Origin of the sequence: Geobacillus sp. CX412, assembly GCF_027942335.1 — a bacterium.
In the GTDB taxonomy this organism is placed as follows: Bacteria; Bacillota; Bacilli; order Bacillales; family Anoxybacillaceae; genus Parageobacillus_B; species Parageobacillus_B toebii.
This window is the reverse complement of record NZ_CP103461.1, coordinates 1,655,300-1,678,940: the sequence shown is the minus strand read 5'-3', so window position 1 is coordinate 1,678,940 and position 23,641 is coordinate 1,655,300. Positions and strand designations below refer to the sequence as shown.

At 41.5% G+C, this 23,641-nt stretch carries 20 protein-coding genes and 5 pseudogenes; 17 read left to right on the top strand and 8 right to left on the bottom strand.

The window, feature by feature from the left end:
• Positions 1-2 precede the first annotated feature (2 nt).
• From treR to NXM86_RS08980, 5 genes and pseudogenes are all read left to right on the top strand, one after another.
• Positions 3-716: a trehalose operon repressor gene (gene treR / locus NXM86_RS09000; protein WP_062754044.1), complete on the top strand. Its 714-nt coding sequence runs from the start codon at positions 3-5 to the stop codon at positions 714-716.
• A gap of 141 nt (positions 717-857) precedes the next feature.
• Positions 858-2,268 (top strand): annotated as a pseudogene (locus NXM86_RS08995) (Na+/H+ antiporter NhaC family protein).
• A 205-nt stretch (positions 2,269-2,473) separates the two neighbouring features.
• Entirely contained in the window at positions 2,474-2,905 is a 432-nt protein-coding gene (locus tag NXM86_RS08990) for an acyl-CoA thioesterase (protein WP_171698850.1), read from the top strand.
• A 100-nt stretch (positions 2,906-3,005) separates the two neighbouring features.
• Positions 3,006-4,505 carry an aminotransferase class V-fold PLP-dependent enzyme gene (locus NXM86_RS08985; protein WP_498958956.1) on the top strand — a complete coding sequence of 500 codons (1,500 nt, stop codon included), beginning with the start codon at positions 3,006-3,008 and terminating at the stop codon, positions 4,503-4,505.
• A 71-nt stretch (positions 4,506-4,576) separates the two neighbouring features.
• Positions 4,577-5,740, top strand: coding sequence for an acyl-CoA dehydrogenase family protein (locus tag NXM86_RS08980; RefSeq protein WP_171698848.1), 1,164 nt, complete (start codon positions 4,577-4,579; stop codon positions 5,738-5,740).
• A gap of 26 nt (positions 5,741-5,766) precedes the next feature.
• Here NXM86_RS08980 and speE read toward each other — a convergent pair whose 3' ends face one another.
• Both speE and NXM86_RS08970 read right to left on the bottom strand, forming a co-directional pair.
• Complete coding sequence (gene speE / locus NXM86_RS08975; RefSeq protein WP_097354490.1) at positions 5,767-6,639, bottom strand: polyamine aminopropyltransferase; 873 nt, start codon at positions 6,637-6,639, stop codon at positions 5,767-5,769.
• Positions 6,640-6,793: 154 nt separating this feature from the next.
• A complete protein-coding gene (locus tag NXM86_RS08970) occupies positions 6,794-7,237 on the bottom strand; it encodes an Rrf2 family transcriptional regulator (RefSeq protein ID WP_062677923.1) in 444 nt (147 codons plus the stop codon).
• Positions 7,238-7,409: 172 nt separating this feature from the next.
• On the opposite strand from NXM86_RS08970, the pseudogene hmpA reads away from it, so the two are divergent.
• The 10 genes and pseudogenes from hmpA (at position 7,410) to NXM86_RS08920 (ending at position 18,209) form a co-directional block, all read left to right on the top strand.
• Positions 7,410-8,644: pseudogene (gene hmpA / locus NXM86_RS08965) on the top strand (NO-inducible flavohemoprotein).
• Between the two features lie 176 nt (positions 8,645-8,820).
• Complete coding sequence (locus NXM86_RS08960) at positions 8,821-10,101, top strand: IS110 family RNA-guided transposase (RefSeq protein ID WP_012749092.1); 1,281 nt, start codon at positions 8,821-8,823, stop codon at positions 10,099-10,101.
• Positions 10,102-10,501: 400 nt separating this feature from the next.
• Positions 10,502-11,473, top strand: coding sequence for a peptide-methionine (R)-S-oxide reductase MsrB (gene msrB, locus NXM86_RS08955; RefSeq protein ID WP_015863874.1), 972 nt, complete (start codon positions 10,502-10,504; stop codon positions 11,471-11,473).
• A gap of 74 nt (positions 11,474-11,547) precedes the next feature.
• Positions 11,548-12,450 carry a formyltetrahydrofolate deformylase gene (gene purU, locus NXM86_RS08950; protein ID WP_062677921.1) on the top strand — a complete coding sequence of 301 codons (903 nt, stop codon included), beginning with the start codon at positions 11,548-11,550 and terminating at the stop codon, positions 12,448-12,450.
• A 157-nt stretch (positions 12,451-12,607) separates the two neighbouring features.
• The gene (locus NXM86_RS08945) at positions 12,608-12,982 is read left to right on the top strand and encodes a replication termination protein (RefSeq protein WP_015863876.1); all 375 of its coding nucleotides are present in this window, start codon (positions 12,608-12,610) and stop codon (positions 12,980-12,982) included.
• 166 nt (positions 12,983-13,148) lie between these two features.
• Complete coding sequence (locus tag NXM86_RS08940) at positions 13,149-14,021, top strand: ATP-binding protein (protein WP_498958955.1); 873 nt, start codon at positions 13,149-13,151, stop codon at positions 14,019-14,021.
• A gap of 10 nt (positions 14,022-14,031) precedes the next feature.
• Positions 14,032-15,948 (top strand): vWA domain-containing protein, encoded by a 1,917-nt coding sequence (locus NXM86_RS08935; RefSeq protein WP_498958954.1) that lies wholly within the window; start codon positions 14,032-14,034, stop codon positions 15,946-15,948.
• A 19-nt stretch (positions 15,949-15,967) separates the two neighbouring features.
• A complete protein-coding gene (locus tag NXM86_RS08930; protein WP_062754027.1) occupies positions 15,968-17,206 on the top strand; it encodes a DHH family phosphoesterase in 1,239 nt (412 codons plus the stop codon).
• Positions 17,207-17,309: 103 nt separating this feature from the next.
• Positions 17,310-17,915 (top strand): DUF3298 and DUF4163 domain-containing protein, encoded by a 606-nt coding sequence (locus tag NXM86_RS08925; protein ID WP_498958953.1) that lies wholly within the window; start codon positions 17,310-17,312, stop codon positions 17,913-17,915.
• 90 nt (positions 17,916-18,005) lie between these two features.
• Complete coding sequence (locus NXM86_RS08920) at positions 18,006-18,209, top strand: hypothetical protein (protein ID WP_015863880.1); 204 nt, start codon at positions 18,006-18,008, stop codon at positions 18,207-18,209.
• A 254-nt stretch (positions 18,210-18,463) separates the two neighbouring features.
• Here the strand turns inward: NXM86_RS08920 and NXM86_RS08915 are convergent, their stop codons facing one another.
• From NXM86_RS08915 to NXM86_RS08905, 3 genes are all read right to left on the bottom strand, one after another.
• Complete coding sequence (locus NXM86_RS08915) at positions 18,464-18,682, bottom strand: hypothetical protein (RefSeq protein WP_498958952.1); 219 nt, start codon at positions 18,680-18,682, stop codon at positions 18,464-18,466.
• Positions 18,683-18,751: 69 nt separating this feature from the next.
• Positions 18,752-19,048, bottom strand: a complete 297-nt coding sequence (locus NXM86_RS08910; RefSeq protein WP_233252963.1) for a molybdopterin-dependent oxidoreductase — start codon at positions 19,046-19,048, stop codon at positions 18,752-18,754.
• Positions 19,027-19,161 carry a molybdopterin-dependent oxidoreductase gene (locus NXM86_RS08905; RefSeq protein ID WP_083767438.1) on the bottom strand — a complete coding sequence of 45 codons (135 nt, stop codon included), beginning with the start codon at positions 19,159-19,161 and terminating at the stop codon, positions 19,027-19,029. Before NXM86_RS08905 ends, NXM86_RS08910 begins: the two co-directional genes overlap by 22 nt.
• 624 nt (positions 19,162-19,785) lie before the next feature.
• On the opposite strand from NXM86_RS08905, the gene NXM86_RS08900 reads away from it, so the two are divergent.
• Both NXM86_RS08900 and NXM86_RS08895 read left to right on the top strand, forming a co-directional pair.
• Positions 19,786-20,148, top strand: coding sequence for a tyrosine-type recombinase/integrase (locus tag NXM86_RS08900; protein WP_347229974.1), 363 nt, complete (start codon positions 19,786-19,788; stop codon positions 20,146-20,148).
• Between the two features lie 1,021 nt (positions 20,149-21,169).
• Positions 21,170-22,049 (top strand): annotated as a pseudogene (locus NXM86_RS08895) (IS982 family transposase).
• Positions 22,050-22,052: 3 nt separating this feature from the next.
• Here NXM86_RS08895 and NXM86_RS08890 read toward each other — a convergent pair.
• The 3 genes and pseudogenes from NXM86_RS08890 to NXM86_RS08880 all read right to left on the bottom strand — a co-directional run.
• The gene (locus NXM86_RS08890; protein WP_498958951.1) at positions 22,053-22,619 is read right to left on the bottom strand and encodes a hypothetical protein; all 567 of its coding nucleotides are present in this window, start codon (positions 22,617-22,619) and stop codon (positions 22,053-22,055) included.
• Between the two features lie 476 nt (positions 22,620-23,095).
• Positions 23,096-23,278, bottom strand: a pseudogene (locus tag NXM86_RS08885) (AAA family ATPase); the annotation flags it as partial.
• A 1-nt stretch (position 23,279) separates the two neighbouring features.
• Positions 23,280-23,515 (bottom strand): annotated as a pseudogene (locus NXM86_RS08880) (DUF6431 domain-containing protein); the annotation flags it as partial.
• Positions 23,516-23,641: the final 126 nt, after the last annotated feature.

The window sequence follows — 23,641 nt, the reverse complement described above, 5'->3', positions numbered from 1 at the left end:
AAATGTATGAAAATAAATATTTATCCATTTATCACGATCTTGTGGAAAAAATTCGTCAAGGACATTGGAAACCGTACGATAAACTGCCGTCAGAAAACGAACTTGCCGAACGATATAACACATCGAGAGAGACGATTCGCAAAGCACTCAATTTACTATCCGAACATGGTTATATCCAAAAAATGAAAGGAAAAGGCTCGATCGTTTTGGATGTTGGCAAATACGATTTTCCGGTATCTGGGCTAGTGAGTTTTAAAGAATTGGCCCAAAACATGAAACAGCCTGTAAAAACGATCGTAAATGAGTTGGAAGTAATTAAACCAGATCCATATTTAAAGCGGCATTTGCACGCGACAAGCAAAGATGAAATATGGAAAGTCATTCGTTCCCGTGAAATTGAGGGAGAACGAATCATTTTAGACAAAGATTTTTTTCATAAAAAATATGTTCCGACGTTGACGCGGGAAATATGTGAAGATTCGATTTATGAATATTTGGAGAAACAGTTAAAACTGAAAATCAGTTTTGCGAAAAAAGAAATGTTTGTCGATAAAGTCAATGACGAGGATCGAAAATATTTAGATTTAAACGGCTATGACCATGTTGTGGTTGTAAAAAATTTCGTCTATTTAGATGACGCCACGTTATTTCAATATACGGAGTCGCGCCATCGCCTTGATAAATTTCGTTTTGTTGATTTTGCAAGAAGGAAGTAAGCGAACACTTGCCATCTCGCAAGTGTTCGTTTCTTTTTTATATTTATATCTAATAAAACTATGTGCTAAATAATCAACATTAAACGATAATAATTTTTCATCATTATGGCTATCCTTGTAACGACGAAGGTGGTGAATTGGATGGAAGGAACGTGGTTGTCTTTATTGCCGTTTCTAGTTATCATTCCGCTTGCAATTTGGCTCAAAGAGATTCTTCCTGGGCTTGTCATTGGATTAATCATTGGTGCGTTTTGTTTGGAAAGAAGTGTCCTTGACACAATCGAGCGAGCGGTAGCCACGCTTTTAAAAGCGATCAGTGATTTAGAGCACATGAAAGTAGTTGCGTTTTTATATTTATTTGGTTCATTAATTGGCATGATTCAAATTACAGGCGGAATTAAAGGATTTGTGCAATGGATTGGCGAAAAGCTTCATTCGAAGCGAAGGCTACTGTTATTTATATGGCTTACCGTACCGTTTACTTTTTTTACGCCGATGTTTCGTATTATGTTGCTCAGTCCTGTGATGAAATCCATCCTTGGGAAATTTCGTATTGACCGACGGAGAATGGCGTATATGATTGATGTGTCAACAGAACCAATTATCGTTCTTCTTCCCGCCGCGACGGCGTTTGTAGGGTTTATGATGTCGGTAGTAGCGGGGGCGCTCGAGCAAAATGGAATCCATAAATCAGCTTATCATCTTTTTTTAGCAAGCTTACCGTACAACTTTTTCGCCATTATCGCGCTTTTTGTTGGATTGATGACCACATTTATGAATGTGAGGATTGGAAGAAATGAGAAAAAGAGAGAAAAAGAAAAAACAAATCAGTTTCACCAATTGGGGCTGCGGAAAGAGTTGGCATTAGTAACAGGGGAACCGCTTCATTTGTTTTTTCCGCTTTTCTTGTGCTTGTGCGACGTTTTTTTTCTTTTGGTACAGTGGGACAAAAAATGGGGCTGTTACTTTTTTCGATGCGTTTTCACGAGCCGATGCGACGCTGTCGATGTTAATGACATTGTTTGTGACGATCATTGCAACGGCCGTATTTTATCTTATCAGGCGCCAGCCGTTATATGAACTGATTTATCATTTTTTTGACGGCGGCAATCAATTAATGGCACCGATTGGAATGCTTCTTCTCGTTTGGGCAGTGTCGCTGACCGCAGATGAATTAGGGTTTGCCACTTACATTTCATCGACATTTGGGACATGGCTTCCGAAAGAAGTCGTTCCCGCTGCTGTATTTGTCATCGGTTCGTTTGTTTCTTATTTTATCGGCACATCATGGGGAACGTGGGGGATTTTTATGCCGCTTGGCGTAACGTTAGCGGCAGCGACAGGAGCGCCGCTAGCGATGACGATCGGAGCGGTATTTGCAAGCGGAACGTTTGGTGCTTTCGCATCTCCGTTAGGCGATACAACTATTACAACCGCGTCAATTATGGATTTAGATTTAATGAGTTATGCGAAATATAAATTACGTATTTCACTATTGTGTGGAATATTGTCGGTGATTGCCTATCTAATTGCACCGATCTTTTTCTCGTAACGACATCGATCGACGTTTCCATCGATGTCGTTGCGTTTTTTATTAAAAGCATTTCAGCATATTCGACTATCACTGCCTATTATTAATAAATAAAACTATGTGCTAAATAATCAAACAAAACAAAAAAATAGTTGAATCAACCAAAAAATATAGCTATGATAAAAGCAACATACTGACTAGTCAATAGAAATTAGGGGGGAGTTTTATGGCAACTCATACAACGACCGTAAACATTCGTTTTTGTGAAACGGATGCGCTTGGGCACGTCAGCAATACAAGCTATTTTATTTATCTCGAAGAAGCACGCATTCGCATGTTTGAAGAGTTAGGGTATGGAAGTGATATAAAAGAATGGCGGTTTATTCTTGCCTCGACAAAATGTGATTTCATCAATCAAGCGTTTTTCGGCCAACGATTAAAAATCGAAACAAACGTTTCAAAGATCGGAAATAAAAGTTTCCAACTTGTTCATCGTATTTTAGACGAAAAAACAGGAACGTTAATTGCGCTAGGTGAATCAACGGTTGTTTACTTTAACTTTGAAACGCAAAAAAGTGAGCCGATCCCAGATGATTTAAGAAAGCAGCTGGAACAATACACAGTTCCCGAATCGAAACAAGCAGCGAAAAAGGAATAACCAATGAGGCTGTCTAGCAAGACTAGGCAGCTTTTTTTATTGACCAATTTTTCGCGGCTACATACTGTATGAATATATTAGAGGAAAGGAGGGTGTGTTCGTGGAAATTAAAGCAACCATCGGTGAGATGACATTTACATGCCGCGGAGAGTTGGAAACGTATTTTCAACCGTTTCGTGAAGCAACGATTGGGACAAATGTGACATTTTCCACTCCGTTTGGACAACAGAAAATGATTTATGCTGATTGGACAGCAAGTGGCCGTTTGTATGCGCCGATTGAACAAAAAATAACAGAGGAACTTGGCCCATTTGTTGCCAATACGCATACCGAATCAAACGTGACGAGCACAAAAATGACGTTGGCATACCAATATGCAAAAGAATTGATTAAACGCCATGTCCATGCGGATGAACATGATGTCATTATTATGGAAGGAGCGGGGATGACTAGCGCGGTAAATAAACTACAGCGGCTGCTTGGCTTAAGGGTGCCGGAACAGTGGAAGCCCCATCTTAAGCTTCCCGATGAGAAGCGTCCGGTTATTTTCGTCACACATATGGAACATCATTCTAATTTATTATCATGGGCAGAAACCATTGGAGAAGTGGTTATGATTCGCCCGACTGCAAACGGGGATGTGGATTTGGAGCATTTCCAGCAATTATTGCAAACATACGCGCATCGCCAGCTGAAAATCGGCGCTTTTACCGCATGTTCCAATGTAACAGGTATTCAAACGCCGTATCATCAGTTAGCAAAAATGATACACGAACATGAAGGAATTTGCTTTGTTGATTTTGCTGCCTCCGCTCCATACGTCCCCATCAACATGCATCCTGATGACCCGCTAGAAAAATTAGACGGTATTTATTTTTCACCGCATAAGTTTCTAGGAGGACCTGGAAGCGCTGGTGTACTTATTTTTGATGCGCGGTTGTATCAAAACCGCATCCCTGATCATCCTGGAGGATGGACGGTCATATGGACCGATCCGTGGGGGAACTATAAATATATTAAAGACATTGAAACTCGGGAAGACGGGGGAACACCGCCGATTTTACAAACGATAAAAGCAGCACTGGCCGTTAAATTAAAAGAAAAAATGGGTGTTGAACGCATCTTGAAGCGGGAAAAAGAATTAACAACACTTCTTTTGTCCCATTTAAAGCAAATACCGCGCGTTCATATTTTAGAAGGGCACCGGGAAGACCGGCTTGGCATCGTATCATTTATTATTGAAGGAATGCATTATAATTTAGTCGTAAAGCTTTTGAACGACCGCTTTGGCATCCAAGTGCGCGGCGGCTGTTCATGCGCTGGTCCATACGGCCATTATTTGCTTGGAATTGACAAAGAGCAGTCGAAAAACATTTTGATGCAAGTCGAACAGGGAAACTTACTAATCAAGCCAGGATGGGTTCGTATTTCAGTTCATCCAATCATGACAAATGAAGATATATACCATATCATCCGGGCGATCCGCCATATTGTGCGTCACGAAGACAAGTGGAAGCAAGAGTATATATATGACCATGCGAAAAATGAATTTTACCACCGTCATGATGACCGTGATGTTCGTCACTTATTCATTCTTTAATTGCATATTGTTTCCATCCCCGCTTCATACATTGTACAATAAAACCATAATGGAAAAAGAAGGGGAGACTTATGAACGAACTATATCATTTATTTCTTCGCACAGAGCGGGAGCGAAACTTGTACGAACGGGCACGGAATCTTGCTGAGCGATTCCAAAAGCGCGCTAGATGGCATGATGAACATGCCGAATTTCCGTTTGAAAATTTCGATGACTTAAAAGAGGCGCGCTTTCTTTCTCTTACTGTTCCTAAATCATATGGCGGGGAAGAAATTTCCCTTTACGAATTTTTGCTCATTCAGGAAACGATCGCCCAAGGGGACGGCGCGACGGCGCTATCGCTCGGCTGGCATTTAGGCATTATCATGAACCTTGCAGAGACGAAAAAATGGCCGCTATCTGTTTTTGAACGAATTTGCCGAGAAGTCGTGGAAAAGCAAATTTTACTAAATAGCGCTCATTCCGAAGAAGCGACCGGAAGTCCAGCGCGCGGCGGAAAACCGGAAACAACCGCGGAACACCGCAGCGGCCGCTGGGTGATTTCCGGCCGAAAAACGTTCACTTCGCTAGCTCCGGCGCTTGATTACTTTATCGTATCCGCAACTATTCAAGAAACAGGAGAAGTCGGAAACTTTCTGATTCCGAAAACAGCGGCGGGGTTAAAAATTGAAAAAACGTGGGATACGCTCGGCATGAGAGCGACACGAAGCGATGATGTTATTTTAGAAAATGTGGAAGTGGAAGAAGAAGCACTTGTCGAAATGCTTAGTTTGCCAAAAGCAAAAAGTCATGCTCAAGGGTGGCTTTTACACATTCCTGCGTGTTATTTAGGAATCGCTATCGCCGCGCGCAATGAGGCGATCGCATTCGCAAAAACGTATCAGCCAAATAGTCTTTCTCACCCGATTGCGGAAGTACCGGAAGTGCAGAGAAAAATCGCGCAAATGGATATCCATTTGATGGCAGCACGGCATTTTATGTATTCCATTGCCGATCAATGGGACCGTTATCCAGAGAAGCGGGCACAAATGAAAGAAGAATTAGCAGCCGTAAAATATATTGCAACCAATACCGCTGTCGATGTCGTTGATTTGGCCATGCGCATCGTCGGAGGAAAAAGTTTATTTGCTACAAATCCATTGCAGCGGCATTACCGGGATGTCCGCGCCGGATTACATAATCCGCCCGCCGATGATATTACGGTTTCGATCGTGTCAGGGCGCGCTTTACAATAAAGAGCAGTCTAGCGACTGCTCTTTCCTTACTTTTCAAGCGCCTTTTTCAAGAATTGAGGAAGTTGGAAGCATTGTTTTAATATTCCTTCGTTAACATATTTCGTATCTGATGGAATGGTTGTATTTTCCGGAAGTGAAAGAGGTTTCGTTGAACCGATGGTAAAGCTCCACAATCCGCCTGGATATGTAGGAACAGTCGCTGTGTATACTTGGACATGCGGGAATAATTCGCAAATATTTGCATACGTTTGGCGTAAAATGTCTAAATGGAAAATTGGCGATTGACTTTGGCAAACCATTAATCCATCATCTTTTAAAGCACGGCGGACATTGGCATAAAAGTCGCGTGAAAAGAGCGCTTCAGCCGGACCGACAGGGTCAGACGAGTCGATAATAATCACATCATATTCACTTTCACGTTCTTTTACAAAAGCAACCCCATCATCATAAATAAACTGTACTCGCGGATCGGATAAGTTTCCGGAAACTTCTTGTAAATGCGCTTTGCAAGATTGCACTACTTTTTCATCAATTTCAACCATATGAATTTCTTCGACATGTTTATATTTCGCTACTTCTCTAGCCGCACCGCAGTCTCCGCCGCCAATAATAAGCACTTTTTTTGCCGATGGATGGAATTGAAGCGGTACGTGAGAAATCATTTCGTTATAAATGTGGCCGTCAATCGATGTCGTTTGCACGACTCCATCGAGTACAAGCATACGTCCGAAATCGTAAGAATCTAAAATCATGACATGTTGGAAATCAGATCGTTCGGAGAAAATAATGTCTTTAATGCGATAGCTAATTTTTAAATTTTCGCGGTCATCTTCTGTTAACCAGAGCTCACCGTTTTGGACTTTTACATAAGGTGGTAATACATTTTGTACGCGTTTCATTTTGGCCTCCTTTTAATTCTTGTTTGTTTTTCTCATGCCTTTCTAATATTAATATATTTTACGAAATGTGACAAACAAATCATTTTTGATTCTAGTATGTCTTTGTTTTAAAAAAATATGAATGGAGCTGTTCTTTGTTTGAGGGACAGCTCCTTTATTGTTTTTCTTTGCGGAAAATCATCTGTAAGTGTTGTTTATTGCTGAGCAAATCCGCTAATGTGTATGAATCTAGCACTTGCAAAAACGATCCTAGTGCTTCGTGAAGCACACGCTTTAACTGGCAAACAGGGGTAAGGACGCAATGATTGCCATGTCCGGCAAAACATTCAACGAGCGACAAATTTTCTTCCGTGTTGCGGACGACTGATCCAATTCGAATCTCTTCTGGTTTTCTGGCTAGCCGAATTCCACCGTTTCGTCCGCGTATCGTTTCAATATAGCCTAATTTTCCAAGTTCATATACGATCTTACTTAAATGGTTTTCTGAAATAGAAAATGTCTTGGAAATTTCTTTAATATTGGTTTTTTCTTCAGGATCGAGCGTTCCTAAAAAGAGAAGAACACGCAAAGCATATTCGGTATAGTTTGTCAGCTGCATTTGTTTCACACCTTTAAAATTAGCTTCTTTAGTACTATTCTATCATAATCCATCCCTCAAAAAAAATTGTGAACAATTTGTTAAAAATGTATTTGAAATATTGCTTTAAAAAAACAACTATGATTCAATAAACATGTATTTAAAATACATCTTTTTTTGGGGGATATGAGAAATGAATGCGACAACGAAATCATTAAGCCAAAAAACGATTGAAATTATCAAATCAACGGTTCCAGTACTTGAACAACATGGGGAGCAAATTACGAAGTGGTTTTATAAAACCATGTTCTCAAATCATCCAGAGCTGCTCAATATTTTTAACCATGCTAACCAAAAACAAGGACGACAACAACGGGCGCTTGCACAAGCTGTTTACAACGCAGCGAAATATATTGATCAGCTTGAAGTGATTATGCCGCTTGTCCAACAAATCGCTCATAAACATTGCAGCTTAGGGATCAAACCAGAGCATTATCCGATTGTTGGAAAACATTTGCTGCTTGCGATTAAAGAGGTGCTTAAAGAGGCGGCGACAGACGAAATTATCAATGCATGGGCCGAAGCATATGAGATAATCGCAGATGTATTTATCAAAGTAGAAGCGCAATTGTATGAAGAAGCCGCATCCAAACGTGGAGGATGGAAAGATTTCCGCCGCTTTATCGTACAGAAAAAAGTAAAAGAAAGCGATGTCATTACATCGTTTTATTTCGTCCCTGAAGATGGAGGAGAAATTAGCGAGTATTTGCCAGGACAATATGTCAGTGTCAGAGTCTCTATTCCAGGGATCAATATACCCACATTCGCCAATACAGCTTATCCGATGCGCCAGGAAAAGGCTACTATCGCATTAGTGTGAAAAGAGAAGCGGCAACAGCAGACAAACCAGCCGGCATCGTTTCGAATTACTTGCATGATCATATTCAAGAAGGCGATGTGCTTGAGTTAAGCGCGCCATTTGGTGTTTTCACGCTCGATATGGCCAAAGAAACACCGATTGTACTCATTAGCGGTGGTGTCGGAATTACGCCACTGATGAGCATGGCAAGTACGGCAGTTTCGCGTCAACCTAATCGCCAAGTAACGTTTATTCACGCGGCGATCAATAGAAACGTCCATGCGTTCGATCAAGATTTGCGCCGCTTAGCGGAACATCCAGCATTTTCGTATCATGTTTGCTATCAGTCTCCTTCAGAAGAAGACCGAAAACATCCTTATTTCGGAAAAGAAGGGTTCATTGATTTATCTTGGATACAATCCGTTGTCTCGAATAAAGAAGCAGATTTTTATTTCTGTGGGCCGATTCCATTTATGAAAACGGTCTATCATGCGTTAAAAGAATGGGGCGTTTCCGACGAAAATATTCATTACGAATTTTTTGGCCCAGCCGGCGATTTAACGAAGTAATGATTGAATACGCAGTAGACACCTTTCCGTTTGGAGGAAGGTGTCTTTTTTGATATGATAAATAAAAAGGAGCATTCCCGTTAGGAGCTTTTCCGGGGACTTGATCAAAAAAAGCCCTCTTGGTATGATGCAGGGGTGTCAAACAACACCTACCATCATGCCAAGGAGGACTTCAGATGAATTGTACACAAAACTATAAAATTGATCAAGTAACCGAACAAACGCTTGTCGTGGGTATTGATATCGCGAAACGAACCCACTACGCCTGCTTCGTGGATGACCGGGGGCGCGTGCTTCGCAAATCGTTCCCGATCTTCCAGTCGAAAGAGGGGTTTCAACAGCTGTATAAAGCGATTCAGGGGGCGATGCAAGCGTTCGGGAAGTCAGAGGTGATCGTCGCCGTGGAGCCGACCGGGCACTACTGGTTGAACCTGGCCTACTTCCTCGAGGAGCACGGGATCCCGTTGGTCATGGTCAACCCGGCGCATGTGTGCCGGTCGAAAGAACTTGATGACAACCTGCCAACGAAACACGACGCCAAAGACGCCCTGGTCATTGCCAGACTGGCAAAAGACGGACGATTCCTCGTTCCCCGGCTGTTGCACGAGATTGAAGCCGATTTGCGCGTGGGGAGCACGCTCAAAGAGAAGCTCCGCAAGGAACAGACGGCGGTGAAAAACGCGATCGTCCGCTGGACGGATCGGTATTTTCCAGAGTTTTGGACCGTGTTTCGTGACTTGGGGAAAACGGCGCTTTCGGTGTTGGAGTGGACGCCGCTTCCGGCTGATATGGCCGGCCGGACGGTGGAGGAGCTTCTTGAGGTGTACCGGCAAAGCGAAGGGATGAAATGCCCGCAGAAGGCCAAAATTCAGGCGTTGATCAACACCGCGAAGGACTCGATTGGGGTGACGGAAGGGACAGCGATGGCCCGGTTTGAGATCGCCGCGCTCGTCCGTCGATACCGCCAATTGGAGGCGGAGATCGCTGCACTGGACGCCGAGTTGAAGGCATTGGTTCAAACGACGATGGAGTACCAATGGTTGAAAACGGTCGACGGGTTGGGAGACGCCACGATCATCGATCTGCTGGCGGAGATCGGCAGCTTCGCCCATTATCGGGACCCGCGCCAATTGGTGAAGTTGGCGGGCCTGACGCTCAAGGAGAACTCCTCCGGCCAGCGCAAAGGGCAAAAGCACATCTCCAAACGGGGACGGAAACGGTTGCGCTCGGTGCTGTTTCGGGCGATGATTCCGCTGATTCGGCATAACGAGGCGTTTCGCGAGCTGCATGAGTATTATACGACCCGATCCGTCAATCCGCTGACCGGAAAGCAGTCCATCGTCGCCTTGTGCCGGAAGCTGTTGAATGTGCTGTTTGCGATTTGTACGAAGAAACAAGCGTTTGACGCGGAGCGAATGAAACAGGACGTCTTGTCCCAGGTGCAACGGGCGGCCTAAGGCCTCCCCCCTGCGAACGGAAGAATCGTTGGACAACGAGATGACACCGGAGAAGCTGGCGTGATTTCATCCATTCGACCTTGAGTCCCTAAAGGAGCTTGGCCGGCCTCCGCCTGATGACGAGACCGAACGAGGGAATGTTGGCGCGAAGACGCCCGGAGACATGGGAGGGTTCGTCCTCATCAGCGACGCGGAGATCCAAAGGGTGCATCGAATATGCTTCCCCCCGCGGCAGGAAAATATAACCAGCCGTGGCCGCGAAGCGCACCCTAGGTCTGTAAGATATCCACAAAACTGAAAAAGGATGTAAGGGATTTTGTCGAAAAATATTTTTTGGACACCCCTGAGAGGCCGAAAAGCCTTGATAGATCAACATTTCTAGAGGGAGGGAAAGTAACGGATGGGATATGAATTAGCAACATTCGCGGGCGGCTGTTTTTGGTGCATGGTTTCGCCATTTGAAGAACAGCCTGGAATTATCAGCATCATATCCGGGTACACAGGCGGTCATAAAGAAAACCCAACGTATGAGGAAGTATGTTCACAAACAACAGGGCATTACGAAGCAGTACAAATTACGTTTGACCCTGACGTATTTCCATATGAAAAACTTTTAGATATTTACTGGCGCCAAATCGATCCGACCGATGACGGCGGACAGTTTCATGACCGTGGTGAATCGTATCGGACAGCGATTTTTTATCATAACGAAAAACAGCGCCTACTCGCTGAAAAATCAAAACGGGAATTAGAAGAAAGCGGACGTTTCTCCAAACCGATTGTCACAAAAATATTGCCTGCATCGACATTTTACCCGGCTGAAGAATATCATCAAAACTATCATAAGAAAAGACCTCTTCACTATAAAATGTATTATATCGCTTCAGGACGCGATGCGTTTTTGAAAGAACACTGGCGGGATAAAGAACGAGAGGAAATGTTGCGAAAAAAGCTGACTCCTCTTCAATTTGAAGTGACGCAGCGAAACGGGACGGAACCGCCGTTTGACAATCCATATTGGAATAACAAACGGGAAGGAATATATGTAGATATTGTTTCCGGGGAACCGCTCTTTAGCACGAAAGATCAATTTGACGCAGGATGTGGCTGGCCAAGCTTTACAAAGCCACTTCATCCAGAAAATATTAAAACGGAGCTCGATTTAAGTCATGGGATGATACGTACGGAAGTACGGAGCCGTAAAGCCGATTCTCACCTGGGCCATGTCTTTAACGACGGTCCGGAGCCAACCGGTCTTCGTTATTGTATTAATTCTGCCGCATTACGCTTTATTCCAAAAGAAGATTTAGAAAAAGAAGGATATGGGGAATATTTATCCTTATTTGAAGCGGACGATAAGGAAAATAAATAAAAAAACGGTTGGCATTCCGACCGTTTTTTTATATGATGAAGGTTAAATGAATAGTATAGGGGGAAGATAGTCACATGCATACATTTCGCGAACATCGATGGCAATCATTTCTACAAAACTATGAAAATCGTGCTCGTTTGTTAATTTCATGTCCGGATAAACCGGGTATCGTCGCGTCTGTAACATCGTTTTTGTACGAACAAGGCGCAAATATTGTCGAATCTAGTCAATATTCCACCGATCCGGAAGGTGGCACCTTTTTCTTAAGAATCGAATTTGATTGTCCGAATATCGCGTTGCGAAAGCAAGAAATTGAATCCGCTTTTCAGCCGATCGCCGAGTCGTTTCATATGGATTGGCGCCTTCGCTTACATAATGATGTCAAACGAATTGCTATATTTGTTTCCAAGGCAGAACATTGTTTACTAGAGTTATTATGGCAGTGGCAAGCGGGTGAATTAATTGCCGATATTGCGCTTGTGATAAGCAATCATGAACATCTCAGAAGCACAGTAGAATCGGTTGGCATTCCATATTTCCATATTCCTGTTACGAAAGAAACGAAAGCGGAAGCCGAGCAAAAGCAAATCGAGCTGCTAAAAAAATATGAAGTGGATACGATTGTGCTCGCCCGTTATATGCAAATTTTATCCCCAGCGTTTGTCGCTGAATTTCCAGGAAGAATTATTAACATTCATCATTCCTTTTTACCAGCGTTCATCGGAGCAAGACCGTACGAACGGGCGTATGAGCGAGGCGTGAAACTAATTGGCGCAACTTCGCATTACGTAACCGATGATTTAGATGAAGGCCCGATCATCGAACAAGACGTTGCCCGTGTTGACCATCGCCACCATCCCGATGATTTAAAACGAATGGGAAGAATTATTGAAAAAACCGTGCTTGCCCGAGCCTTAAAATGGCATTTGGAAGATCGTGTCATCATTCATGGAAACAAAACGATTGTCTTTTATTAAGTAGGTATGATCAAAAAAAGAGGAGGCAGGGACGCCTCCTTTTCCGTTAAATAAACTAATAAATCTATGTTCTAAATAAAAAATCGAAAATAAAAAGGATTTCCATACAATAAGTGGAATTGTTATAATAAAGAAAAAGAAGAAAGAAGGGAGAAACATGGGTGAAAAAAGAACGCCAAGCGGTTTTCTGTTAAAACAGCGTGCGTTTTTAAAACTATATTTAATCACATTAACCGAACAAGAACGTTTATACGGATTAAAAATATTAGACTTGCTGCGCCAGGAGTTTAAGCCATATGGCTACAGACCGAACCACTCAGAAGTATATAAAGCGTTACATGACCTTATTGAAGACGGAATTCTAAAACAAGTGAAACAGAAAAAAGAAGGAATGAAATATCAAGAAGTTGTCTATTATCGGTTTGCGGATGGCGGATATGAAAAAGCAAAGCTGTACAAACGGCAATTAAAAGCGGAATTAGATCGCTGCCAAGCGCTCATTCGCAAGGCGATTGAAGATAATTTTAGCTGACGGGGAGCATCATAATTATAAAAGGATGGTGGCTCTCCATTTTTCTTTGCATTTTTAATTTACATAATACTTTTATAGTTACAAATGCCTCTTTTTTGCGTGAAAACAGGACATTCAGTAGAATAGTAACCGTAATGCAAAATAAAGAAAGAAAGGACGACAAATAGTGAAACTTCCAGAGAAAGTTGAAGAAATTATTCAATATCGCAACCAACTATTTTCGGATGATGAAGACGCCTATCTCATTGGAAAAGGCGGTTACACCGCTTCCGATGAGTCGATTCTATATGATGCTATCATTGCACTTGCGCTTGGGAAAAACGTCTTATTGAAAGGACCGACGGGATCCGGAAAAACGAAGCTGGCGGAAACGTTATCATCCATATTCGGACAGCCGATGCATAGTGTGAACTGTTCTGTTGACTTAGATGCCGAAGCGCTGCTTGGCTTTAAAACGATTCAAAATCGCGATGGAAAAGCAGAAATCGAGTTTATCCCAGGTCCTGTCATTCAGGCGATGACAAAAGGACATTTATTATATATTGACGAAATTAATATGGCTAAACCAGAAACACTGCCGATTTTAAACGGTGTCTTAGACTATCGAAAAATGATTACTAATCCGTTTACCGGAGAAGTCGTTAAAGCGAAAGAAACATTTGGCGTGATCGCTGCGATTAACGAGGGATATGTTGGCACCGTCCCGCTCAACGAAGCGTTAAAAAACCGTTTTGTTGTCATCGATGTTCCGTATATTCAAGGAGATACATTAAAATCCGTATTGTTGGCACAAACTACATTAACAGACGAAACACTCATCGACCGCTTCGTCACGTTATCCGCTGATTTAATTGCACAAGTAAAAAATGGGCAAATTTCCGAAGAAGCTGCTTCGATTCGAGCGCTGATCGATACTTGTGATTTAGCTGTATATTTGCCGCCGCTTCGGGCCATTGAACGCGGCATTGTGGAAAAACTGGAAGATGACCGTGAAAAAGCAGCGGTGCGCAACATCGCGGAAACGTTGTTCGAAGAATGAGGGATCCAATATGGAGCGATTTATCCAATTTAACGATAAAAAGATTGATTCCTTTTTGTTTATGCAGCTGTCCGATTTAGCGAAAACGTTAGCGAAACATAGCGATTGGGAAGTAGAGTTCGGCTTTCAGTCTTATGTTGACTTTCCAAACCGAAAATTATATGTCAGTCATTTTTGGGACAATCGACCGAAAGAAGAAAAAGAAAACGGATTAAAAAGCGATGTCTGTTTACGAGCCATCGGAACGCTTTTTCATACTGATTTTTCTGAAGTCACCGCATTTCTTAACAAAACGAAAAACATATCGATCCCTAGTTTTGCAAAGCAACTATTTACACTAGCAGAAGATTTGCGTCTTGAGGAAATTTGTAAAAAAGAGCGTCCTGGCACGAAAAAATGGTTTCGCATCCGCCGCGATGTGTACCGCCGTTATTTTTACAGTCAAACGAACGCCAATTTGACAAGAAGCGTATATACGGATGCATTATTTTCTGTTATCTATTTGTTATTAACATCCGATTCGCCGCTAGAGGACGTTCCAGTTATTCATGAGCCAATTGACCGAATGATGCCTTGGCTTCGCCAGACGCTTCCCCAATTTTTTGACGCTGCTTCGACGAAAGAAGTGGCCCGTATCACGTGGATGATTACAGAAGCATTCGATGACGTATTGGAAAATGATATGTTAAACACGTATTTTTATTTACCAGAACAAAGTTATAATGAAGAGATGGGACTGACGCTAGAAGACTTAAAACGGATCGACCCGCTCAATAACTGTGACATCTTGGATAAAGAAAAATGTGGGGACGAAGATGTCCATGATCAAGAACTGCCAACGTGGCACCGTGAAACGAGTGACATGACGAAAAGTTTCTTGCGTTTTGAACTTGAACAAGGCTCGCGAACCGATTTATTGGGAGATGGAGCGCGTGAAGGCGAAGACGGGGATCAGGCACTTGCGATGGTGCAAGGATCTGCGCGAAAATCGAATCGAAACGATTATAGGAAGCTAAATGCCTATGAACAGAAACGGGAAAGCAAACAAGCAGGTAAAGGGGATCGCTACGGGAAAGATAACCGGTATGCTGAAGCAATTTTTCTTTTTCCAACTTCTCCTTCGTCTGAACAAATAGCACAATATGAACAAAAGAAAATCGATATTTTACCATATCAAAAAAAATTAAAACAAATGATGGAAAAAACATTAGAACATAAAAAGACACTTCCACGCACCGATTTACATTTTGGCCGGCTGCATAAAAAACTGCTTCGTCTATGGACAGACGAACAGCCGCGCTTGTTTTATAAAAAACATCAGCCATCTTCTCGTATTGATGCCGTTTTTACGCTGCTAGTCGATTGTTCAGCGTCGATGTATGACAAAATGGAAGAAACGAAACGCGGTATTATTTTGTTCCATGAAGCATTAAAATCGTTGCTTGTGCCCCATCAGATCGTTGGATTTTGGGAAGATCCAAATGAGGCGACGGAAACGAAGCAGCCAAACTATTTTCAAACGGTAATTTCATTTGCACAATCACATAAAAAAGAAAGCGGCCCTGCGATTATGCAGCTGGAGGCCCAGGAAGATAATCGCGACGGATTTGCGATTCGCATCATAACGGAACAACTTTTAAAGCGGCCGGAAAAACAAAAATTTTTATTGGTGTTTTCCGACGGAGAACCAGCGGCGTTTGGTTATGAACAAAACGGTATTATCGATACGCATGAAGCGGTGTTAGAAGCGCGCAAACATCATATCGAAGTGATTAACGTCTTTTTGGCCAATGGTGAAATTGACGAAGGACAGAGAGAGACGATTCGAAATATTTATGGAAAACATAGCATTGTTGTTCCAAACGTGGAGCAACTTCCAGATTTCTTATTCCCGCTATTGAAAAAACTATTGTATAAAAGTTTATAAAGAAAAGGATGGATTGGCGATGATCAAATTGTTTACGGACAGCGATTTAGACGGAATTGGGTGCGGACTGTTGGCGAAAATTGCGTTTAAAGAAGTAAACATATCATTTTGTTCCTACCGTAACTTAGATGAACGAGTGAAACAATTTATTGAAGATGAACAGCATAACGAAGCAAGTGTATTTATTACCGATCTGGCGGTCAGTGAAGAGGTGGAGAAAAAACTGGCGGAACGATTTGAAGCAGGAAAACACGTTCAAGTTATCGACCACCATGTCACTGCCCTCCATTTTAATAAGTATCCGTGGGGGTGGGTGCAGCCAACGGATGAACAAGGCAAAAAAACGTGCGCAACCTCGCTATTTTATGAATATTTAATCCGTGAACAAAAACTGGAACGAAACGAAACGCTCGATGAATTTGTAGAGCTTGTCCGCCAATACGATACATGGGAATGGGAAGAAACAGACAACACGCGGGCAAAGCGGCTAAATGATTTGCTGACGATTTTAGGCCTGGACGAATTTTGGGATCGCATGAGTGAACGGTTAACAGAAGGAGGTCCATTTGCTTTAACCGAAACGGAAGAACTTATTTTGGATATGGAAGAAAAGAAAATTCAGCGCTACATCCGAATGAAACAAAAACAACTTGTCCAGCGCTGGTTTGATGATTATTGTGTCGGTATTGTTTTTGCCGAACAACATATGTCTGAACTAGGTAATGCATTATCCAAACGTTGTCCTCATTTAGATTTAATCGCCATGGTTAATCTCGGCACGAAACATATTGGGTTTCGAACGATTCACGACAACGTGAATGTTGCGGAGTTTGCGAAACAGTTTGGAGGAGGAGGCCATCCGAAAGCATCCGGATGCTTTGTTAATGAAACAACATTCCCGCTTTTTGTCGTCGATGTGTTCTCGCTTCCGCCGGTATATCATGATGTGGAACAAAACCAGCTCAATACAAAAGATCAAACAGAAGGGTTCTTTTTTACCAATCATCAAGGACAATGGTTTTTCTTTCATCCAAGCGATGACAAATGGGGCGTTTATCATCAAGAACAGGAAGTACAATCGTTTTCGAGCCAAGAAGAGGCGGAACGGTTTATAAAACGTCAATTCGCAGCGGGACTGGCGGACGATCAAGCGGTGATTGACTTTTTGCAGCAACAGCTATGTATAGAAAAAGAAAAGATCAAAGATGAGTATATCAATGCCCTGCAACAATACAAACAAAAAGCCGGTACCAAATAACGGTATCGGTTTTTTATGCTACTTATTTTTGTTTCCTCCCTTAACCAAAATGCACGTTTTAACCATGAGCGAATATCGTAAAGGGGAAGGGAGGAAGAAAAATATGATCAAACTTCCGGTTAACATTCATACGGAATATATAAAGCAAAAACGACTTAAACTTTATTATCCGGTTATATACGGATTGTCAAATAAAGAAGTAGAGAGAAAAATAAACTATGAGATACGATCGGCTGTTCAACAGCTTCTTATGACACAAGGGTTTTACGAAAATCCGCTGACTGAAATTACGGGACACTTTGAGCTGAAAACAAATGAAAAAGGCGTTTTAAGCTTAACCATTATCAATTACGCTTATTCCGGCGGTGCCCATGGACTTACACTTATGAAAGGATTAACATTTAATATTATGACAGGAAAAAAATATTCGCTTTCTGAATTATTTTTAGACAACAGCGATTACGTGAAAGTACTGTCTACGATGGTGTCGACTCAAATTAAAGAGAGAGGCATTCTTCTTTTAAATCCTTCTTTCAAAAGCATCTCACCGGAACAAGATTTCTACATTGCTGATAAAGCGCTTGTGCTATTTTATCAATTGTATGAATTAACGGCTTACGCATTCGGGTTCCCATATTTTCCGATTTCCGTATACGATGTAGAAAAACTCGTTGATCCGCAATCACCTTTGGGAAAAATGCTTTCGTAATCTTTATAAAATGTTAACATAATTGTAACAGTTTAAATGTTTAACTAGGACAGATTTTGATTATAATTTATAATCAGGGAGGTGAAAAGTATGAAACAGTACATCTTTTCTTTTTATACAGATCATACGGAACAGGCAAAACCAGTTGTGTGGGAAGAAACGATTTTGGCGTCCGGGATGATGGAAGCCTTTTCAAAAGTGAAAATGTTAATGGAGAAATATAAGAGAGAAAAAGGAGTACCGATCCGTGTTCAATACAAAGGCGTACGCTATCGCCACATCGATATCGCATAACTGACGTAACTAACATGGAAGGATGGTACCATGTCTTTCTCCAAATATGGTAAGGGGTAACATGCAGCGGTCATTAATCATTAATCAATCAAAAAGTAACCGCTGCATGTTTTATTTATTCGATTTTTATGTGCACCTTTTGGATCGCATTATACCCATATCCTTTGCGGTTCCACATCGGTGTGAAAGGCTGTGTACGGCCGCTAGAATCCGTCGCTTTTGCTAAAATCGTATATTCTCCTTTCTTGTGAACTTTATCTCCACTCCCATTGCACCCATGCATATCGTTCCTTTAGACGTTTTAATGTCGCTCTGTTCCATGTTTGTCCATTATCTACACTGACTTCTACTTTTTGAATTATACCTTCTCCAGTCCAGGCGATCCCCGTAACCGAAATCGTTCCAACCCGATGGAGAGAGTATGGAAGCGGAAATTGAATCAATGAGTTTACGTTCATTGTTGTTATAGGCATTTTTCCTTCATCATTGTTTGGATGGGGATAATAAACATAATCAATGGATTGAAATGGCCCTGTAAAAGGTTAATCCGTTACGATGATGTATTTTAGCCATTTTACCGATGCCATCGCATACCATTGCGGAACAATGAGGCGAAACGGGAATCCGCGTTTTAAAGGAAGGGGGGAGCCATTATACTCATAAGCGATGATCGTATCTGGGTGCATTGCTTTATGAAGCGGCAAGCTTCTTGCATAGTAAAAAAGACCGTTCATATCATCCCTTGTTCCGGCATCTGCCCCGATAAATATTACTTCCTTTGCCTTCCTGTGGATTTTCGCTAATGTTAATATGTCTTTTAGCGGAATTCCAGTCTCCATTTTCCTTGACTTATCGCCCCCGATTCCCACTGTTCGCCGAAGGTAGGAGGGGTAAACTTCGCCCGTTGATTTCCAGCACATTCCAAAGGGACAATCAACGTTGTTGAAGGCATTCTTTTTAGCTGATCAAGAGAAAGAAAAAAGGAAGATTATACCAAGCCACCGATCATTAGGGGCTGATGGGCTGAAGATGGATATGGAAAATGGTTGCGGCGAAAAAAATTACCGATCTTCAAATAACACATGACGTAAAAAGTGAAAAAGTGAATCGGTGTTTCTTGATTTTCCGGTACCAGACTTCTCGTAATTAAATACGGGCGTATCTTCAAATGAATTACATTCCTTTGTTTGTTTGACAATTTTTATATATGGTTTTTTTATATGGTTATGGTAATGAATGTGTATGACGTAAAATGTTTAGGTCGAACCATTATTTTTTGTTTCGTCTCAATATAACAAGTTTACTTGAATTTGAAACAAATCGTTTTATAACTGCCTATAATTTATATTATGTCAACCGAAATTTAAAAAATATAAAGCAGTTATTAGTTACTTAACTTCCCTTTCTTTAATTTTATAAAATTCTTCGCTAAATGATTTGTCACGCTTCAACCATGTATAATACGTTCCTAATGTAATTCCAACTGTTTCACATGCTTGATGAACGCAATAACTTTTTCGATATTCATCGATAAAAGCTTTTTTTCTTGCTGCAACAGCTTGTTTTGTCTTTTTAAATTTCAACAAAAACAATTGATTTATCTAACAACACGATACGTATTTATGGGAAAGGAAAAAAAGAGCGCTTACTCCCCCTTCATCCCATGGTTGTCCCATTAATTAAAAGCTATATGGAAAGTTTAGAAGAATATCAGCTCCATCCTTCCCAACCGGTATTTCTAAATAAAAACGGCAAAAAACTGAATCCGCGTGGTTTACATAAGATATTTAAAGAAATCTTACAAAAAGCAGGTCTGCCACCTCAACGGTTCTCACTCCATCATTTGCGGCATACGTTTGCTACCTTGTTGATACAAGAAAATAAAGAAAATGTTGATTTGCGTACCGTACAAGAACTACTCGCGGTCATGAAAGTTTAGTCACGACGCAAGTATACACGCATGTTGACTTTGAGCAAAAGAAAAAAGCGATTGAAACATTTAACATATTTTGAAACCTGCTTAGTACGGAAATAACTACCCTAGCTGGGTAGTTATTTCCCCATGTGAATATGAGTTGGCGGATACAAAGGTGTTTTTTGCAAGAAAAAAGTGCAGAGTATTGCAGTATATAAATTCGTTTAAATCGAATAAAAATTCAATCTGAATTCTCGCTATTGAGGGCTTGACATGGAGCCTCTGCAGCCATGATTCTTTTGCCAAGCGGCCAGCTGCAATAGATTTGGCAAACCCAAACAGGTTATCATGGCTGCCCCTCCATGTAAAGCCTCTCTGCATAACCATTTGCATAAAAATTTTGCACATCTCTGCACTTTAATTTTGCAATAAACAACCTGTTTTGAAGTATCGCTTCGATTGACTCGAAAGAAAAATATTAGGGTGCGAAATTGTGAACGATACTTCTTATAAATATTAATGCAGCAATTATAAGAACAACTAAAATTATCGTTAGTGTTATTGCTTCTATGTTTTAGTAATGAACCAATGAGAAGCAGCTTGCGTGCAATCATATACACATTTCTAAAAGTTCTTTTAATTGTCCCCAACATTGATTTTCTTGCCAATATTTATTATTCGCTGTCGATGGATGTGGCAGAGGAATGATATATATTTTTTTATCTTTTACCTTTAATACCGTTTTAAAAGCAACGGAGTTTGAATAAGTTCCCCCAGCTTCTATATTAAACTGATAATCTCCGTTCCTTTTTATTCTAATATTTATATTAACCTTCTTATTTTCAGTATGTAATATATTAAAATCGTCCTCTAAAGTTGCTCCTTTGTTAAAGATTTTTACTAAAAAATAAGTTACTTCTTCAGAAAAAGAGAATATAAAACAACCCGTGGTGCTAGATAAACTTGAGCAAGCATAAAAATAGCCCTTGCTGGCGAATCTCCTGTAGAATGAAAGTGCGACCTACCATTCGAAAGGAGAATCCCCATGCAAGAGCACTTTCATTTTACTACAGATCAAGCCAAGATTCAAAAGCAATATGCCGCCATTTTCGTTTTTGTTTCTGCTCAACTTTCATGCATTCAGGTGCATCTTCATCGTCGAAATCGCCATTTGGTCAAGCAAGAGGACGCTGTCATCATCGCCATTCATCTTTTAGGAAAGCTGCTCGGTTTTACTTCTGAACGGGCGTGGCATCGCTTTGTCACGGGAAATTTGTTCACAAACGGCTCGTTTCTTGAACGCTCCCGATACAACCGCCGTTGCCGGGCGCTTGGTTTCGCCATCAAATGGATCCGTCATGAGCTGGCAAAACGCGGTCAACATCATGCCTATGCCGTCGTTGACAGCTTGCCGCTCCCGTTGTGCCATACGGCAAGAATGCATCGCGCCAAACGGTTTCAAGAGATCGCCGACATCGGGTATTGCGCTTCCAAAAAGCAATGGTACTACGGGTTGAAGCTGCACCTTCAAGTGACCGATCAAGGGCTGCCAATGGGGTATGTGGTGACGGAAGCATCTTGCCACGATCGAATCGCAGCCGAAAGCGTGATGACCCAAATTCCCCACCCGTATAACTTTGGGGACAAAGGATTCATTAGCCGTGACTTGCAAAAAAGGCTGTACGAAGAATACCAAATGGCGCTTTGGACTCCGTCTCGAAAAAACCAGAAACATCGTGCGTCTGAGACATGGGAGCAGTGGATCCAACAAAAACGCAAAGTGATCGAGACGGTGTTCTCGGTTCTGGTTGACCAACTATCGTATCACTGAGATCCGAGCCAATTCGATTATCGGATTTGAAGTGGCACTAGACGGTATATTGTTAGCTTATTCCCTGGTTACACTTGGGCTAGTTGAGCGCTAAAGCTCAACTAGCACCACGGGTAAAACATTCATTTTTTATTTGATTTATTCTTTCTTCAAGGAATCTGAACTCAACTTCTTCAAAATATTTTATGAACGAACCCTTACTTCCTAAACCACTTACCTTATTATCATGATCGACTAATACAGTTTTGACTAGTTCTGTAAAACAAAAATCTAGTTCTCGCCCTTTAATTTCCGCTAGCAGCCTATAAATCTTATCTAATCTCTTATATATACCCGTACCGGATTGAATAATTTTTTTATAGAAATCATTGCAAAAGGTATTCCAATCTTGCTTCGATCTATCGTATTCCTGCTTTAAATACTTATTAACTAATCCATATACTGTAGATACAAACATGACAGAAGGTTTACTTCCAAAATTCTCGGTTAAGATATCTGGGCATGGAGAACAGCCTGTATTAATTTCTCTTATTATGTTATCAATAGAAAAATATTTTGCGTCTAGTAAATTTAGACCGGCTCTGTCATTTGTATTTAGATTTATCCAAATTTCATCATTGATCTTATCATCCATTTTTAATTTTAATTTATTGGTAAATGCCATGTACCCCTTACTCCTTTGTAATTTTTTTATTTACTTATTCTTCTCGATTAGCTTTAATTCCTTCTTAAACTAAACTGTCTTATTATGCCCCAGTTGACCTAAAAAAGAAGAAGATCAAATGACCTTCTTCTTGAATACTTTGGTGACAGATAGGTTTCTACTGCTATCTCGAAAATATGAAATTGTAGAACATGAAGATTTGAAACGTTCGATTTGTTGTCAATCAAGACAGCTCCTTATTAAGCTTATACAGATACTAAGCTGTAAATTAGCACATTATTTCAGAATCCCTTTTTCAAATTATTTCAGGCGGATTCGGAAATAATGTGCAAAATTTTTGCGGATTGTTCCGGATTTTGCACATTCTTTCGGAACGTTTGCACGCTCTTTCAGATGAAGATTTCCAGCGCGCCTGATGGACCGACGGAAAATGGAAAAGTGAAAGCACAAAAGAGGCCGATTCGGCCCCTTTCGTGCTAATACCCCATTTCCTCTGCGGCCATGCGCACCACTTCTTCGTCAATGACGTCCTTTTTCAGCTGATGCCCGTATAACAGGCACGTCGTGGCCAACGTGTTGATCACCCGAGGCCATCCCCGCGACTGCAGGGCAATCGCCTCTAACGCCGATGGAGTGAAGATCAGATGCTTCGCCCCGGCCTAGGAGGAAAGAAGGCAGCACACTCACGGTTTTGCGACACTCTCGCGAGCGTATCGTGCGATCCAAAGGCGATACTCCCCCTCTGCCGTCAATGCATAGCGCTGGTAGTATCCGTGACGATGCAAGGGGCGGCGGGATGGACAGTGGGGGCATTGGTTCACGTCGGGAAAATCGTTCCCTTTCCCACGATCCGTATACGTTTGAATGTCAATGCCAAAGTCGTGAAACTGGATCACACTTCTTCCCCCCTCTATTGAAACGAATGGAAATCTTTGTCCGAATCAATTCACAAAAAATTTAGCACATTCCTTCAGAAAAGGGGAGAGGGCTTTCTGAAAGAATGTGCAAAAAAATGGGCGTTT

What these genes read in the sequence shown, in the direction of transcription:
- speE (WP_097354490.1), bottom strand. Translation starts at nt 6,639, where the DNA reads ATGAAACGCGTACAAAATGTATTACCACCTTATGTAAAAGTCCAAAAC.
- purU (WP_062677921.1), top strand. Translation starts at nt 11,548, where the DNA reads ATGCATACATTTCGCGAACATCGATGGCAATCATTTCTACAAAACTAT.
- NXM86_RS08960 (WP_012749092.1), top strand. Translation starts at nt 8,821, where the DNA reads ATGAATTGTACACAAAACTATAAAATTGATCAAGTAACCGAACAAACG.
- NXM86_RS08905 (WP_083767438.1), bottom strand. Translation starts at nt 19,161, where the DNA reads ATGCCTTCAACAACGTTGATTGTCCCTTTGGAATGTGCTGGAAATCAA.
- NXM86_RS08930 (WP_062754027.1), top strand. Translation starts at nt 15,968, where the DNA reads ATGATCAAATTGTTTACGGACAGCGATTTAGACGGAATTGGGTGCGGA.
- msrB (WP_015863874.1), top strand. Translation starts at nt 10,502, where the DNA reads ATGGGATATGAATTAGCAACATTCGCGGGCGGCTGTTTTTGGTGCATG.
- treR (WP_062754044.1), top strand. Translation starts at nt 3, where the DNA reads ATGTATGAAAATAAATATTTATCCATTTATCACGATCTTGTGGAAAAA.
- NXM86_RS08890 (WP_498958951.1), bottom strand. Translation starts at nt 22,619, where the DNA reads ATGGCATTTACCAATAAATTAAAATTAAAAATGGATGATAAGATCAAT.
- NXM86_RS08945 (WP_015863876.1), top strand. Translation starts at nt 12,608, where the DNA reads ATGGGTGAAAAAAGAACGCCAAGCGGTTTTCTGTTAAAACAGCGTGCG.
- NXM86_RS08935 (WP_498958954.1), top strand. Translation starts at nt 14,032, where the DNA reads ATGGAGCGATTTATCCAATTTAACGATAAAAAGATTGATTCCTTTTTG.
- NXM86_RS08980 (WP_171698848.1), top strand. Translation starts at nt 4,577, where the DNA reads ATGAACGAACTATATCATTTATTTCTTCGCACAGAGCGGGAGCGAAAC.
- NXM86_RS08915 (WP_498958952.1), bottom strand. Translation starts at nt 18,682, where the DNA reads ATGCCTATAACAACAATGAACGTAAACTCATTGATTCAATTTCCGCTT.
- NXM86_RS08910 (WP_233252963.1), bottom strand. Translation starts at nt 19,048, where the DNA reads ATGGAGACTGGAATTCCGCTAAAAGACATATTAACATTAGCGAAAATC.
- NXM86_RS08970 (WP_062677923.1), bottom strand. Translation starts at nt 7,237, where the DNA reads ATGCAGCTGACAAACTATACCGAATATGCTTTGCGTGTTCTTCTCTTT.
- NXM86_RS08920 (WP_015863880.1), top strand. Translation starts at nt 18,006, where the DNA reads ATGAAACAGTACATCTTTTCTTTTTATACAGATCATACGGAACAGGCA.
- NXM86_RS08990 (WP_171698850.1), top strand. Translation starts at nt 2,474, where the DNA reads ATGGCAACTCATACAACGACCGTAAACATTCGTTTTTGTGAAACGGAT.
- NXM86_RS08925 (WP_498958953.1), top strand. Translation starts at nt 17,310, where the DNA reads ATGATCAAACTTCCGGTTAACATTCATACGGAATATATAAAGCAAAAA.